12 protein-coding genes are annotated in these 16474 nt (G+C 46.4%); 6 read left to right on the top strand and 6 right to left on the bottom strand.

The annotated features are described in order from the left end of the window. Position 1: 1 nt before the first annotated feature. The 4 genes from LPB67_RS14265 to LPB67_RS14250 are packed head-to-tail and all read right to left on the bottom strand — an operon-like array spanning position 2 to position 2695. Complete coding sequence (locus tag LPB67_RS14265; RefSeq protein WP_262837945.1) at positions 2-484, bottom strand: type II secretion system protein J; 483 nt, start codon at positions 482-484, stop codon at positions 2-4. Positions 485-486: 2 nt separating this feature from the next. Beyond that, positions 487-963 carry a Tfp pilus assembly protein FimT/FimU gene (locus tag LPB67_RS14260; RefSeq protein WP_262837944.1) on the bottom strand — a complete coding sequence of 159 codons (477 nt, stop codon included), beginning with the start codon at positions 961-963 and terminating at the stop codon, positions 487-489. A gap of 32 nt (positions 964-995) precedes the next feature. Continuing rightward, on the bottom strand, positions 996-1457 hold the full coding sequence (gene gspG / locus LPB67_RS14255; protein ID WP_262837943.1) for a type II secretion system major pseudopilin GspG: 462 nt from the start codon (positions 1455-1457) through the stop codon (positions 996-998). A 35-nt stretch (positions 1458-1492) separates the two neighbouring features. Next, positions 1493-2695, bottom strand: a complete 1203-nt coding sequence (locus LPB67_RS14250) for a type II secretion system F family protein (RefSeq protein ID WP_262837942.1) — start codon at positions 2693-2695, stop codon at positions 1493-1495. A gap of 657 nt (positions 2696-3352) precedes the next feature. Between LPB67_RS14250 and LPB67_RS14245 the strand changes: the two genes are divergently transcribed. The 3 genes from LPB67_RS14245 (at position 3353) to LPB67_RS14235 (ending at position 7524) form a co-directional block, all read left to right on the top strand. Continuing rightward, positions 3353-5086, top strand: coding sequence for a hypothetical protein (locus tag LPB67_RS14245; protein WP_262837941.1), 1734 nt, complete (start codon positions 3353-3355; stop codon positions 5084-5086). Positions 5087-5268: 182 nt separating this feature from the next. After that, complete coding sequence (locus LPB67_RS14240) at positions 5269-5796, top strand: thiosulfate oxidation carrier protein SoxY (protein ID WP_262837940.1); 528 nt, start codon at positions 5269-5271, stop codon at positions 5794-5796. Between the two features lie 42 nt (positions 5797-5838). Continuing rightward, complete coding sequence (locus LPB67_RS14235; protein WP_262837939.1) at positions 5839-7524, top strand: GspE/PulE family protein; 1686 nt, start codon at positions 5839-5841, stop codon at positions 7522-7524. Between the two features lie 125 nt (positions 7525-7649). Here the strand turns inward: LPB67_RS14235 and LPB67_RS14230 are convergent, their stop codons facing one another. Further along, the gene (locus tag LPB67_RS14230) at positions 7650-7868 is read right to left on the bottom strand and encodes a hypothetical protein (RefSeq protein ID WP_262837938.1); all 219 of its coding nucleotides are present in this window, start codon (positions 7866-7868) and stop codon (positions 7650-7652) included. A 186-nt stretch (positions 7869-8054) separates the two neighbouring features. On the opposite strand from LPB67_RS14230, the gene LPB67_RS14225 reads away from it, so the two are divergent. The 3 genes from LPB67_RS14225 to LPB67_RS14215 all read left to right on the top strand — a co-directional run bounded on the left by LPB67_RS14225 (position 8055) and on the right by LPB67_RS14215 (position 12828). After that, a complete protein-coding gene (locus LPB67_RS14225) occupies positions 8055-9242 on the top strand; it encodes a glycosyltransferase (protein WP_262837937.1) in 1188 nt (395 codons plus the stop codon). Continuing rightward, positions 9221-10507 carry a glycosyl transferase gene (locus LPB67_RS14220; RefSeq protein WP_262837936.1) on the top strand — a complete coding sequence of 429 codons (1287 nt, stop codon included), beginning with the start codon at positions 9221-9223 and terminating at the stop codon, positions 10505-10507. Before LPB67_RS14225 ends, LPB67_RS14220 begins: the two co-directional genes overlap by 22 nt. A 185-nt stretch (positions 10508-10692) precedes the next feature. Then, on the top strand, positions 10693-12828 hold the full coding sequence (locus LPB67_RS14215) for a trypsin-like serine peptidase (RefSeq protein WP_262837935.1): 2136 nt from the start codon (positions 10693-10695) through the stop codon (positions 12826-12828). Between the two features lie 60 nt (positions 12829-12888). Here LPB67_RS14215 and LPB67_RS14210 read toward each other — a convergent pair whose 3' ends face one another. Then, a complete protein-coding gene (locus tag LPB67_RS14210) occupies positions 12889-16446 on the bottom strand; it encodes a rhamnan synthesis F family protein (protein WP_262837934.1) in 3558 nt (1185 codons plus the stop codon). Positions 16447-16474: the final 28 nt, after the last annotated feature.

Below are 16474 nucleotides of genomic sequence, written 5' to 3'. Positions count from 1 at the left end.
ATTAAAATGGTGTAGCTTTCGCAGGCTGTCTTACCTGTTTATAGCCAACCAATCTCACTGGAAATTCAAACCAGGATTTACCTGCCTTATCATATGCGACCACTTGAACCGTATACAAACTCATTTGATATAAACCCAAACCGCCATTAGGTGAAACGGTCTCTCTCACCTCAGAAATCGGTTTACTTTTCCACTCCATACTAAAAGAATCAAAAACCTGCTTACCATCGGGGGTCAGAAAGGGATTTTGAGTAGACAGAAAATCGATTGCCTGCAAGCGGGCTAAGGATTCCTTTTCTTGCAACTGAAAGCGGTTCAGTTGCCCCATGGTCTGCCCCAACCAACTAAATAGCACGACCGATCCTATAGTCAAAATCGTTAACGCAGCGATCATCTCCAGCAAGCTAAAACCACGCTGCCGCTGCTGCTTACCACCAGCCTGAATGCGAGCGCTACTATCCCGGATAATTTTTATCAATTGCATGCTCATGGCCTGATAACGCTCACATCACAACTCACCGAAGCGATATTCAATTTCACTTTACGCGCCTGCGGTCCGGCCAAATCGACGACGCCACCTTCGCAGATGCCGCTATGAAAAAACACAACCGGTTTTTCATTAGTAATTGACCAGCCGTCCGGCAAAGCCAAAGCCGCATTCCCGTCGCCCAATTTGTTGGCCCAACTCGCTTTATTCAATTTAACGGTTTCAGATAAAAGCGCAGCGCGCGATGCCAGACGCTGGAACTGGATCGAAATTTCAGCCAACTGCGCTCGCTCAGAAATAGAATCAAACCAGCGCTGCATCGCCGGAATCGCAACCCCTGCCATTAACGCAGCCAGAGTCAACACCGCCATCATTTCTATCAACGTAAAACCATGTGCACATCCCCGCGCAGTCAAGGGACGCCGAGCGACTAAGTCACGATAATTTTGAGAAAAGATTGGCTTCACAAAAACCATCTTATAAAAATCTGGCTACGCACTTGTATCGATTATTTGGCTGGTGCACCCAAACCGATATCGGCATTCAATCCTTCTCCACCCGGCTTGCCATCGGCGCCGAATGAGTACACCGAATAAGGTTTATTATCGACCCCAGGGACTTTGTATTGATACGGATTGCTCCACGGGTCAAGGGGGATGGCACCCTCGATGTATGGGCCTTTCCACAACGGCTGCAAGTTTGGATCTAAGGGAGGCGTCAACAGCCATTGCAAACCTTGCTCGGGGGGCGGCACTTGCCCCACATCGAGTCGCATGATATTCAGCGCACTCTCCAGCATCTTGATCTGCGTTTGCGCCGTTTGCACTTTGGAAGAATCAACCTTGCCAAAAATACGCGGCCCAACCAGGCCGGCCAGCAAACCAATAATCACCATCACCACCAACATCTCCAACAAGGTAAAACCCGCAGATCGTCTGGCTACACTTTGCTTCCACAATTGATTACGCATAACATCCTTTCAAAACTGAATTCTGTACTATCGATTTAAATTACATTCGTCAAACTGGTAATCGCCAGCATGACGGAAATCATGATGCCACCCAACACCACCGACACCAGCAAGATTGTCACTGGTTCCAACAAAATCAAAAACTGGCGCATCTGCTGCTGGCTATGCAAGCGATGCATATTCGCCAGCGATGCGGTTGTTTTGCCTAGCGCACCGGAGCGCTCGCCGACCCGGACCAGATTCACGCCGGTTGCATCGATAAACTGATGCAGCTGCAACGATTCCGCCAAGGTTTTACCGCCCCTGACATCACCTAAAATCAGTGCCGCCTTTTGCCGCCATACATCGCCTCGCAATGCGTTTTGCGCATGCGCCAGAGCCTCCAGAATAGACACATGATTTTGCAGCAGCACACTGAACATCGAGCTCCAGCGCGCCATCTCTGTATGCATAATCCAACTGCCAATAAGCGGCAAACCGGCGGCCCAGTTCCATAGATTTTGCTGGACTTTTTCCTGGCGCAGCAACAAATACCCGGTCACACCGGCACCGGCAACAACTGCGCTCAATAACAGCTTGTTTTTTGTCAGCCACATACCGGTCGCCAGCACCCATACCGACAAAAGCGGAATATCCGCTTTGGGATTGCTCAAGATATTCGCAAACTTCGGCACAACGAAGACAAATACCAGTAGCGTCGCCAAAAAGCCGCTGATCACCAGCACCATCGGATAGATCAAAGCGTTACGCGCTTCCCGTTGAAAATTCTGCTCCAATTCCAGTTGCTCCGCCGCAGAGCGCAAAGATCCCGCCAACTTACCAGTAGACTCGCCGGCCTTGCAAAGTTCAATCACATAATTCGGCAAACGCAAATCCGCCTCAATCAAGGCCTTGGAAAACGCGACGCCACCACGTAACTGCCCATAAATCTTATTGAAAGCGATGCCCAATGGCGAATCTACATAGCCGCGCGCCACATTCTCCACCGCATCTGCCAGTGTCACGCCGGCATCCAGCAAGGTTGCCAACTCCTGCAATACCACTAGCAAGGCATCGCGACCGGCGCGCTTCGGCTGCGACAGTCGAATCGACTTCGGTGCAGCAGCCTGCTGCATCTCAAATGCCATCAAACCGCGACGTTGCAATTGAGACATCGCCTCAACTTCGGTCTCTACCGTCAAAACGCCTTTGACAATACCACCTTGAGGATCAGTTGCTTGATAACGATATTCAGGCATAAGTATTTTGACAATTTTATGAGTATTAAAAAAACCGGCGGCAAGCCATCATCGATAAAAATCAGCGAAATCGGCTCGATTATGACCCGCAAAATCTGCTTCAACATATATGTATACACATACGTAAAAATTAGAGCAAATCTTAAACAATGCAGGATTGTATTTCATCAGGCAAGGACCAACTAGTAACAATGCGTAAATAACCTAAATTAGACAAGAAACCAGGCGAAAAAGTGCAATCCCAATAAATACGACCAAGGACAAGAAGAGCGCCAGCAAACCTAAAAAATGTTGCCGAGGCAGAAATGCGAAAAAAAATCTACTGCTTTCCATCAAATACCCATCAATTTAGACACAATATGTACCTGAGCAACAACAAATAACTGTACAAACCTGAAGAATGACGTGCAGAATGCGGCAACTACGCCTAATATGAGTCTGTCGATCTAACCGATATGACTTATAAGAGGAGGAATGTTGCCAAAAATTACGTTTCCTATTTATTTGCACAAGGTAACTTGCTGTAAATGTAAAAACATGATTTAATCACCTCCGGCTAGTCATATGAGTACTCGTATGACAAGTACTTGTATCAAACGTACGTTGTACATTTTAATTAAGTAACAACTAAATGTCTTTTCTAGAGAGGCTATTCAAATGAAACAAAAACAACTAAGTATCCTGGCGGCTAGCCTGGTTGCAGCTTTCGCTGCTAACGTAGCTTCAGCGGGTCAAATTCAATCTTCTTCCGTGACACTGGCACGCGAAGTTATTGAAACAAATTCCCAAATCCTTCGCGCGCCATCCAAGAGCTACAACTTTGCTGGCGATCTGGATGCACGTTTCAATGGACAACGTCTGCAAGTTCAATTGTCTTTGCCAGGCACTGCTAAATGGGGCGGCCCAGCAGCAGGCGGCGCAATCGGCGCAGGTACAGTTAAAATCACTAATGCTGACGGTTCAGCATTGTCGGCAGGTATAGCTGCTGCGATCACTGTAACAGCCTTCGTTAGTGCAGATCACAAAACGATTTATGCAAACATCGACTTCGCTCAAGGCGCAGCGAACATCGTTAGCCGTCCTATCATCACTTTCAACCCAGGCTCAGTAATTGGTACGGATAACTCCGGCTTGACTAACCTGCGTACAGTTGCTGGCGATACAGGTTGCGTTAATCCTGATACGAACATGGACGTCACGTTCAAGCATTACACAACGTACACTAGCCCAGCGCTGATGACTGGTGCTAACTCTGACTCTGAAGATCAACGCCCAGGCGCGGTCAACACAGGTCGTTTGTTGAACTTCACAGAAAACGTCAAGATCAGTATCGCTCCTACAGCAGGCTCATTGACAGTTGACAATGCAACCCTGAAGACTTTCCTGGGTACTGGCGCTGCATTCGTCAGCCCAACTCTGGCTAATCTGGGTACCGTTCAAGTATCATTGGTTGGTTCAGGCCTGGATCTGGATTACACAACAGTGTATGGCGTTCCCGCTACTACAACACCGGCTACAGCCGTAAGTAAAGCTGGTTCAATCGAAGCGAAATCTTTGAACGTCAACGTCAACCTGCCAGGCTCCTATGCTGATGGTACTGTGTTCTTGTCAGCTACACCAAACTGTGCGGCAGTATTGGGCGCAACGACTGCAACTGCAACGGCATTTGGTGACGTAACTGCGCTGATCAAAGTAACAGCAGCTGCAGATATCGATGCAGTTAAGGCAGCTAAAGCATATGTTTGCTACAGCGTTGCTAGTACATCTTTGTTGTCACAGACATCGACTTCCGGCGCGGTTGATTTGTTGAAAGCGGCTCCATCTTCCAACAGCACTACAGTTGACTCATTGACTGATGGCGTACAAGAGCAAAAGAACTCTTGCTCTGGCGCCCTGACACCAATCGGTGGCGGCGTGAAGATCGATGTACGTAACTACGCAACATCGAAAATCGCTGGCGGCTGGTTGAGTGTTATCCGTCTGATCAACCCAAGTGAAACACGTACAGCAACAGTGTACGGTCAGTTGATCCACTCTGATGGTTCATACGGTGGCTGGGGCCAGATCGCAACATTGGTACCACGCCAAGCAATGAACATGACATCTTCTCAGATCGATGCACTGCTGGTTAATGCTCCGGTAAGCAACGGTACAGGCTTTGTTGCTGGTGCTACTGCTCCAACAGCCAACGCTGCAATCGGTGAGCGTCTGCGCGTTACAGCTGATGGCGTAGGTTCATTGCGCGTACAAAACTACCTGTACAATCCAGATAGCAAGAACTTCATCGAAGCATCCTCAACACAAGGTGTAGATTTCGATGCTACTACTGGTCGTGCTCCATCTGATGCACAAACAGTTGTTCAAGATGCACAACGCGGTTTGGCTAAGTAATTTGCAAGTATAAAAACTTGTAATAGCTAACAAGCTAAGAAGGGAGGCGAAAGCCTCCCTTTTTTTATGCGCTCTTCAAATCAAAACCCGCAACAAATCAGTCTCTTAGCCGTGCGGTGTACAATATCAACTTACATGAGCTTGTGTTAATTTACCTTTTTCTGGATTACACCTCCCCTGCTATGCGTCTTCTGTCTATCTCAAATGTAATTCTTCGCTATAAACTAATGTATGTGCTCATCGTGATCGCCTTTGGTTTCAGTATGGTGTTAATCTCTGCGCCAGCCAAGGCACAAGCCGGCGCCTTTATAGGCAGTACTCCTCCGCCGACTTTAGATAGCCTGTTACCAGAATTAATGAAAGCGGAGAGTGTAGATAAAGCACTTTCACTGTTTAAGCCCGCACCGAACAAAACACAAATTGTCAAATCCGATTATCTTTTGCTTGACTCTCCACCAATCGCTCTTGCAGGCGTTATCCCTGTGCATTTAATGAGTGAAATTCCTGGAACCGAGTTTTTCCTGCTGTTAAATACCAATCCACCTCAAGGCGAGTCGTCATTCTTAGCAGCGCAAAGTATCGCAAATCTGGCCAAAGCAGATATTAAAGTCAAAATAAAATTAGCCAAGAATACGGAAATTCTTTTGTTAGTACGTGCCGGTGGTAAATGGTATAGCGTGACAAACGATGTGAAAGTTGTAACCAAATAATTCGTTCTGCTTTAATTTTTTACAAACAACTATGATCTGGTAATGAGCACCTTTCTCTCGTTTGAACAATTTCTCGAAAACAATGCCATCGTCCCAGCCGAGACCTTGGTCAACGCACGATTATTGCAGCGAGAACAATTTACACCCCTGCCCGCTTTGCTGGTGAGGATGGGTGCGCTGTCAGAGGATGTGCTGTATCAGCAAATGGCGCTGCATAGCGGCATGCCGCTCGTCAGCGACGATGAATTGCATCATGCACAGATTGCTTTTCAGCCTACGATCGCACAATGGGGCATTCTTGCGCACTGGTGCCAGGCCCAAGGCATGATTATCTGGCAGCAAGAAGATAGCGACATTACCCACTGCGCAGCGAAAGAGGCGATCAGCGCCAACGTTCAGGAAGTCTTGCGACTGAAGGCACCGCCAGCGTCCCGGATTGAATATTCGTTGATACGCCCTTCGGCATTTGAAGCATTTTATGCGGCTCTGGAGCGACGCGAACCGAAGATGGCGGCCACCGGTGATGTCATGCATCTGCGTGAGCTGGCCGAAGAAGGCCCGATCATCGAACTGGTCAATACGGTGCTCTCGCAAGCCGTAACGCGCCGCGCATCGGACATCCATGTAGAGCCCGGCGAATACGAATTTGCGATTCGCTTGCGTGTAGATGGCGTGATGCAAGAGCTCAGCCGCATGCCGCTCGATAAATTCGACGCCACAGTATGTCGCATCAAAATTCTGTCGCAATTGGATATTGCCGAGCGTCGCTTGCCGCAAGATGGACGCATGACGGCGCGTGTCAACAGCGAAGTATTCGATGTCCGCGTCTCTGTGTTGCCGGGGGCGATGGGTGAATCGGTCGTGATGCGTCTGTTGCGTCAGGATCGCAAACCCTATCATCTGGAAGACCTTGGTATGATGCCCGATCACGCCGCCTTGTTTAAGCGCTGGATACAGATGCCGAACGGCATCGTCCTGGTGACCGGGCCGACCGGTTCCGGCAAAACCACAACACTGTATACCGCACTAGATATCGGCAATGACGGACTCAACAAAATCATTACCGTTGAAGATCCTGTCGAATACCGGCTCAAAGACATTACCCAAATCCAGGTGAATGCCGATATCGGCTTCACTTTTGCTGCTGCTTTGCGCTCCATTTTGCGGCATGATCCGGATGTGGTCCTGATCGGTGAAATCCGCGACCAGGAGACGGCTGCGATCGCCGTACAGTCGGCGCTGACGGGACATCTGGTATTCTCAACTCTGCACACGAATAGCGCTGCCGGGGCAGTGACACGGTTGGTCGACATGGGCATAGAAGCATTTTTGCTTGGCTCCAGTCTCAAAGGCGTGATGGCACAACGCCTGGTGCGTTGTTTATGCGAACACTGCGCCCAGCCTGCAGAAATCGATCAAGAAACGCATCGGGTCTTGCTCGAGGGTGTGAAGCAATGGCGCGACGAACTGGTGAGCGAGCCCCAATTGCGCCGTCCGGTGGGTTGCCGTAATTGCAATCAGACCGGATTTTCCGGCCGTGTCGCGATCTATGAACTATTCGAGGTCGATGCCACTTTACAGCACCAGATTCTGACCCATGCGAGTGAGGCGGACATCGTGCGTTATTTACGCGAAAGCAAAGTACGTTCGCTGCGGGATGACGGCATGCTTAAAGTATGGCAAGGCATTACCACCGTGGATGAAGTGCTCAGCCTGGCAGGTGCGTAAGTTTTATTTATTCAGATTTTTTACCCTAATTTAGTATACGGTATGAATTATCCTGACCTGGCCCGACTCTGACCACAATGAAACAGGACGGAGAAGCAATGTTAAAACATGGTGTCGATCACGTTTTAATTCGAGAAAATCAGATTTTTGCTTATGGCTGGGGATTCGTGCCAGGACTCAGCATACGCAAAGTTATATTGATCCTTCACTTTGTCGAGACTGCGCCATGCGTTGAACTCAACGCTAATTATGGCCAGCGCAGAGACGATGTCAGTAAAAAATTCAACGCCATACCTGAAGCGAACAACGCCGGTTTTTTGCTGCTGGCCGACACTGGCGAGCAAAAAATTGCCCGCATAGAGCTACGTTGGGAATTATCTGACGGCAAGATCGTCACTACGCCTGTCCATTTTACTCGACGCGATGAGCACGAAAGCGCGCTCAGCAAGATGGCTCACTATGCCGTTCTGGCAAAAAAATCCCTGATTCTGTTAAGAAGCTCGGGCCCTAAGGCATTACTGCACAAGGTTTTGCGCTACAACACGGGGCGGCCGCAAGCGCTTGATTCAAGTATCTGGAAGAAACTGATCCAGCAACTTCAGATACGCCCATGTGCCATTGTCATCGATCAGGATATGGGCGGCGGGGCCAGCATCTATCGTCACAAACATATTGCGGAACGCATAGCGCAAGGTGAAAACGTATTGATGCTGGGCTTTCATATAGCAAGCCTGCAATACTTTGTTGAATTTTACGATGGCGTCTCGTCAGTACGTTATTCCATTGCGTCTGTTGAGGCATTTGTCTATTTGCTCGGTCATGCAAAAATCCAGCATATTTTGTACAACTGCGCGGTCTCATTCAGACAGCCGTTGAACGTGGTAAGGATGCTGGTCACATTACGCAAACATGTGCATTGCGAATTGCAAGTTGTTGTGCACGATTATTTTGCTATTTGTCCCAGCCATTTTCTTATTAATGACAAGGGTACATTTTGCGGTGTGCCGGATGAAACCGAGTGCGCTCGCTGCCTGAATGCGCATACTGACGGATTCGTTTCTGTCAGCAGTGTCAGAGATATTCGACAATGGCGTAGTACCTGGTCGGAATTACTTTGTGCAGCAGACGATGTAAGATTGTTTTCTGAAGCGTCCCAACGCTTACTTCAGCGCGCTTATCCCGATCTGGATCAAAGTAAATGGCGCGTACAACCGCACACTCTCCACACGGCCGTCAGTAAGGTTTCAGTTACGCCCACGGAGGAATTGCACATCGGTGTGGTTGGCTTGATCGGCAAACATAAAGGCGCTGAAATCATCAACGCTTTAGCACGCGAAATTCAAAAACGTCATTCCAGCATAAAAATCACCGTCATTGGCACGCTTGAGGCAAGAGTACCGGGCCATATCGTCAACGTAACCGGGCCCTATCAGCCGAAACAATTGAGTAGCATCATCCAGGGCTCTGGCGCCAATGTGTTTTTGTTGCCATCGATTTGGGCAGAAACATTTTCCTATGTATCCCATGAACTGGTGGACATGGGCGTCCCATTTGCCTGCTTTAATTTTGGAGCGCCCGCGGATCTGGCAAAAACTTACGAAAAGGGTTTGGTGCTTAGTTCGATGCAGCCGGCGGCAGTATTAGATGAGTTAGAACGATTCTGGCATCAAACAGTTTTACAAAAGAAGGAAGTTATATGGATGAGCGCGGTTGCATGAAGAAAGTACACGTCTTTACCAGCGCTGCATGTAATTACATTCCGAAAGTAAGGGTATTGATTCAATCGATTAAGCACTGGCATCCAGAATGGGCAATCCACCTCGCATTGTCCGATCAAATCCCAGCCGGAATAGATTTATCGCAAGAACCATTTGATGAAATTCATCCTGCCGACAGCTTGGGTATACCCGATTTTTCAGGATGGTCGTTTTGCCACAATATAGTTGAATTATCGACGGCAATTAAGCCGTTCATGTTGAAAAAGCTGCTGGATCGCGATGATTGCGCCAGTGTTATTTACCTCGATCCGGACACGGTTTTATTCTCGCGACTGGATGAAGTCATGACCGCTCTTGAAGAATCGAACTTAGCCCTGACTCCGCATCAGCTTCACCCCGAATCCTCTGTCGCTGCGGTGATAGACAATGAAATCTGCAGCCTTAAACATGGCATCTATAACTTAGGATTTTTTGCGGTTAATTCTACTGATATTGGCCGGGCCTTCGCGGCCTGGTGGGCAGAACGCTTGTATTATTTTTGCCGCGCCGATATTCCCAATGGATTATTCACCGATCAACGCTGGATCGATCTGGCACCGGCATTTTTTGAAGGCGTCTGCATTTTACGATCCCCAAGACTGAACGTCGCCCCCTGGAATCTGACGACCCGGGAATTGAGCGGCACGGCGCCAGACCAGGTATTGGTCAATGGTGATCCGTTGGGGTTTTACCATTTCACCGGATTTGATAGTGGCGCACATATTATTATGTCCAAGAGAAACGCTACCGGAAACAAAACCGTTGCCGAACTGGTTGATTGGTATAGCGCCGCTACAGCAAATGTGGATGCGGATCCGCTAAGTCAGGTGTCATGGCGTTTCGGCAGTTATTCAGACGGGACCAAGATTAGTCCAGAAGCACGGCTGATCTACCGCGAGCGGATAGATTTGCAAAAAAAATTTCCCGATCCGTATGCCCCCGGATTAGATAATTTTAAGACTTGGCTGGAAGTTCAGGGCAAATCAGAATACCCCAAATTGTTTGATCAAACTACCGCGAAAATGGAAACCTTCAGATTGAATCAAATCCTTACACCAGGTTTTCAAGCGGGCGTCAGTCAATCTAAATTGAGCCTGGGATTAATGACGGCACATATGCTGCAAGCCTTGCTCAACGCCGACCATCGCAGGCGGGTCGGCAAACGCGCCTGGGAAATTTTAAGCAATGAAGGCATGGCTGGCGTAATCAAACGAATATCTAAATGACGATCAGCTTTTGCCGATATTAAACGAACCCGCAAGCTGGATGCGCCTGTTGGCGCGAAATGGCCTGGAAAGCCGCATCTAGATTGCGGGTTCAATGCAGAGCATGGCAAGCAGTTTGCTGTTTTGCCCAAGTCCTATATCAAATCGAATCAATGTAATAAGTCGTCATTCGCTTGTGAATCAAAATGAAAAAAAAATCTTTCCCTTTATTTTTTGTTATCGCCCTTAGTTCTCTATTCTTGCTTGGATGTGGGGGGAAAAATGGCGCTCAAATTGAGAGAATTGATACTGCAAGTACAAAATCTGATTCGCCCATTCACGCTGACGAAATACGATCAATGCCACCGGCACCGGTATTGAGTACAGTGCCAGAAAAATCGGCATTGCTTAATACGTTGAAATTACCTCTCACCCCAGGCATCACAAAAATTTCCTTAGGTCGTCCAAGTCAGGCAGAGGCTGCCACGATGAAAACATCTGCTTTGGGAATACGCGAACGCCAGCATCAAATAGGTTTTAGCCGTGCTTTAACGAATCATCTGGATCAATCCTCCAACTCATGGCAATTGCGCTGGACACCCCTGCCAAATGGCGGGCAGGTTGCAAGTCTCAGTGTGACCTCGACCAATGCAGCCGCAGTCCGCATTGGGATGGTGGTGACACAGATGCCAAATGGAATGGAAATTCGGTTTGTCGGTTCGGACGACCCAAACAAAGTCGTTGGCCCGATTGTGGCAGGTCAAATTCAGATCAATCAAACTTATTGGTCGCCTGCTTTGGATGGTGACACTGCGACGCTGGAAATATTTTTGCCTGCTGGGGCACGCTCCGCGGATCTGGATTTTCATATCGCCAACATATCGCACCTGGTCAGCACCCCATCCAGTCAGCGCAGTGTCAGCGCTGCTGAAAAAGGCGCATCGTATTGCGAAGTAGACTTGGCCTGCGTCAGCTCGCCCTCCCCGGCATTATCGGCCGCGGGCAATAGTATCGCAAAAATGATCTACACAAAGATCGATGGCAGTTCTTACCTGTGCACTGGCACCTTGCTCAATAATACGGCAAAAGATCCACTTTTTTTCTCGGCGAATCACTGCATATCCGATCAGCAAACTGCCAGTACGCTTAATACTTATTGGTTCTACGAAGCTGCCAGTTGTGGCGGTGGATTAAAGCAGGTAGTCCAGCTTTTTAATGGGGCAACTCTGCTCTATAACAGCGTGCAAGACGATTTCTTATTATTGAAATTAAATGATGCCCCTCCCGCAAATGCGAACTACGCTGGCTGGGATGCGAACACCATTACACCGCAGAATGTGATTGGCATTCACCATCCTCGTGGAGACATAAAAAAAATAAGCACGGGAACTACTGATGCGAATTTCACCATTGTCAATGACAAAGGCCTGTATATACCGGTCAAGTGGCAAACAGGTATCACCGAGCCCGGCAGCAGCGGCTCCGGACTATTCACGTTCAGCGCAGGATATTACGTTTTGCGCGGCGCTTTATACGCAGGATCATCTGCGTGCGAAACGCCGACTAACGCGGATTATTTTTCTCGTTTGGATCTGGCCTATCCAAGTATCAAACAATACCTGACAACAAAACCCATACCGCAGACCGGCTGGTGGTGGAATCCCACTGAAGGTGGCAGAGGATTTACGATTGAAATAGCCAATAACAAGATGTTCTTTGCCGGATATCTTTATGATCAGACAGGGAGGGCTACCTGGTATGCATCTGGTCCAACGGCAATGACATCAGATTCGGTGTATATCGGAAATCTGATTGCATATCAGGGCGGCCAAACCCTGACTGGCAATTACAAAACGGCAAGTCTTATTAATGGTAGTCAAGGTAATCTGACTATCACTTTTTCTGACAACACTCACGGCACTTTAATGTGGCCAGGGGGAACTATTTCAATCGAACGATTTAACATAGTACCAGGTGGCGTTAATGCAGAAGTGCCGGCAAACACACCAGAGGCAGGGTGGTGGTGGAATCCTGATGAGGGCGGCAGAGGATTCTCCGTTGAAATCCAAAATGGAAATATGTTCTTAGCGGGCTATATGTATGACAATTTAGGAAATCCAATCTGGTATGCATCAGGTCCAATGAAAATGACGGATGCAGCGACTTATGAAGGTGTTTGGCAGCAATATGGCAATGGTCAAACACTGACCGGGAGCTATAAACCTGCTATTGTTGTTGCTGCAAATGCCGGGCGAGTCATCATCCGCTTCTCTGATAAACGTAATGCAGTGCTAACTCTGCCAAATAACAAAAATATTCCAATCACAAGATTCACGTTTTAATTGAAATATCACTCCTTGATTGAGGCGGCTCAAATGGCATTTGAGCCGGTCTTTGTCATGTCAATTCTTCATAATTTTTTCAATGAAATCAGGGAATGTGTGTGGATTGTCCACAGAGTATAAATGTCCTCTGAAAGACGGAGTGCCTTTAGGCATGGCCAATGCTAATTCAATACTATCCAACAAGTTATCTTTTACGGGATCATAAGGCACAATATTGTCAGAAATTTGCTTCAATAAATCTGCGTCACGATTATCAAAAGTATTGGTAACCGTAGGAATTCCGGAGGCCGCTGTCTGAAATGCGATCACCCCAGGATGCGCAGAATAAATCATAGAAATTGCCACATCGCAAGTCGACAAAAGTTTTGAGTATTCGTCTTTCGGTAATTTTGATATTACAAATATCGAATTCCCATTAATGGCATATGAGTAACAAGTATCAACGGAACCTAGTAAATACAATTCATAACCGGAATATTTTTTACAAAATTGCTCTGCAGCCTCCATCAATAGTTCAGGCAAGTTTCTGCTGTTAAAACTCTCTGGGCGGAAGTAAAAAAATAACCGTTTACTCTTTCCCGGTAAAACATGCACGAGTTCTATTTTTGGAGTCGTAATGTAAACATTTTGCCTCGGGTCAAGAAGATTGTATTTTTTAAAATAATTAACAAGAATATTGCTCGAAATAATAATGTTCTTAGAATGAGTAATTGCCATTTCTGCTCGAACATAGGTAGTACCTAGAGGAAAAAATCCTGCTTCAAAGTCCTGGCAATAATAAATTGTTCGATCGAGATCGTTAAAAATATTCTTTGCTTTAAAAAATAATTCACTGTTAAAACAAACGATCAAATCTGGCTTATTTTCTAGTTTCTTTAATTCGTTATCGTTAATTACCTCGATATGCTCGGCATATCGGTTCGCTAATTTTTTATTAAAATTCGGAGCAGCTACAGAAATTACAACACGTGGAAATTGATCAATAATGGGTTTGAAATCCTTGAAAAATTCTGTGTAGCCAGCAAAAAATAAGTCGTCCTGAAGATGAGAAAAGAAAATTAATAAAAAGGGTTTACTACCCATCGGCAAATACGTTAAATCAGGCTGATATGCTGGAATAGCTCGTAAATTTACCGGACTTATGAATCCCTCTGCAAGCTTTGGTGCCATAAAAAAACGACGCTCAAGCTGGCAATCACTCCATATGATATTTCTATCAAATTGTCCCGTCACACAAAAGTGTATATAACCAGATGGGATCATGCCCAGATTTACTTGTTGGGCAACTTCCTGATTGGCCTTAAGATAGAATTTTTCGTTAAAATCAATGCTACTTTTTTTGCCTTCAGTCAAATAATTAATCTCTTTGACAAATGTCGTGAAATCCATCATGCCTTTATAGGATGAGCGCTCATATGCTCTTTGATAAATCCGCTCTCTCTTATTGAGTTTTTTCGTGTTTTGTTGTGTCGCTGTTTTTGGTCTCTTATATGGATTCACTATGTTTTGAGAGTCCAATAAAAAATCTAAATCATTCTCTAAAAAATCTCGCAAATCTTGCTGGTTTTCAATCCTCGTTATCCGCTCTAATCCATTCTCATGAGTCGATGGTAGTGCTATCTTCAGCCAGCTAAATCCTGCTTTCTCGGTTACGAGAAAATACATTCTTTCAATTACATGACCCAACGTCCCATCTATTTGGCCCGATTCCTCAGGAAAGTCACGGAAATTCAACTGGAGATCTAACAATGGACGTAATGCTGCCGTTCGCGCCCAAAACATTGAGCCTGAAGGGAAATCGACAACACCATCTAGGGATATGCTGATTCCCATACGATGTGCGAAATTCTGCGCATGTTCAAAATTCCATCCCCAGCCAACGTAAGGGCGAACATCGTCCAAATGCTGAGGAGCAATCATCCCCAGCAGAGGATTCAGACTGAACGCCTCAAAAACGCTTTCGACAATTTGGGAGCTGCCAAGTAAAGTATTGAGCAGAAATTCTCTCCAACCATTGTCGTTTCCCCGATGTGGAGATTTCTTCGTATGTACGTGTAAAACAAATTCGTACTGCGAGTAGAGATCGTTACACGTTATAAGTTTAGGAGCAATATCACGCCCTCTATTTTTTGCTAACCTAACTTCCAATTTGCCTTTATTCCAGTCAGCAAATGCAGTCTCAATTTCTTGTTTTTTCTGATCAGAGTCTGTCGTAATGTATAAATCGAATTGGTAGGGTATATTTAAAAAATATTCTTTAAACTCCTGTGCCAGATCCGTGTAATACATGTGGCAGATGACCATCAGACTAGGTTGTAAATGTTTTCCTGTATCATAGAAAAATGGTACTTCAACACAAAAGTCATCGGTTGGAGGGGCAAAATGAGGGCTTGGTACGATAGGTGGGGGCGAAACGTTTTTGGAAATTGCCTTAAATACTTCTGCCCACCCTTTGATAGGGTGTGCAGCAATCAGTTTTCCCGCAATATAAAAACGATGAATCAAGAGATGTAATATTTTTTTCAATCGTGCTGGTAATAGGCCTGACAGTTTACGCACTGGTGCCATTAACTTCCAACTAGAAGAATTATAAATTTGTTGAATGACTTGCTGAGCTTGTTGGATCTCGTTTTCTCTCTGAGCTATAACATGAGATTTAAGCGCCAAACTTTCTAGCTGTAATGCTTGAACTCTTTCTAATTCGGCAATTTGTGACTCATTCGCGTGACGCTCTGATGCTTGAACTCTTTCTAATTCGGCAATTTGTAATTCATTCGCGTGACGCTGTGCCTCTAAGAACTTTACAGCACCCGTCAATTCTTCAACATGCTGACGCAAATGAGAAATATGATGCGCAGCCTCATTCTCAATCGTCTGTATTGACGACTTCACACGTTCAAGCTGACGATGTGTCTCGCGCAATTCCTGCGCACTAATACTATTATTTACTTTACTGGCCGTGACGATGAACTGGAATGCCATCGCGTCTGGGAGCCGTCGAACCAGCTCTCTGACAGAAGACGGCAGCATTGCCCATTGTTCAGAGAACTCAAGATGATCAACACCGGCTTCGACACTATCAAAATGATTGATTGCAAACCCTTCTTCTTCAAGAGCCTCACGCAAACTATTCTTTGTAAAAAAATGAATATGTGTCCGGTCTAGCAAACCTGTCTCACGGTATTGGAAATTACCTTGCATTAATCCAGCAATGACTCCTCCATGAGCGATATTCGGAGTCGAAATAATGACAATTCCATCGTCAGTCAGCAAGCGCCTTACGTTTGCAATGCAAGCGCGCGGATTACGTAAATGTTCTAAAACATCTGCAACTACTACCACATCAAATTTTTCTTGACCAGATAATACCTGGACCCAATCTCGGTCATCAAGATTCACCTCATATACTGCCAGGCAGACTTTGCGTGCTTGCTCGGCAGCGTCCGCATCCATTTCGATACCAATTACTTGGCATCCGTTGGCAGCAAATACTTGAGCCATATGGCCTGAAGCACATCCCAGTTCCAATACGCGCTTGTCATATCCAACCAGGCGCACTATCCGTGCCGCAATACTGTCGGATTTAGCATCAAATTCATATTGATATCGATTCATTTTTTATTAATTTAATTAAATTATTGAG

This window comes from Undibacterium sp. Jales W-56, assembly GCF_025548535.1.
Classification (GTDB): Bacteria; Pseudomonadota; Gammaproteobacteria; order Burkholderiales; family Burkholderiaceae_D; genus Undibacterium.
This window is presented reverse-complemented; position numbering and strand designations above follow the sequence as displayed.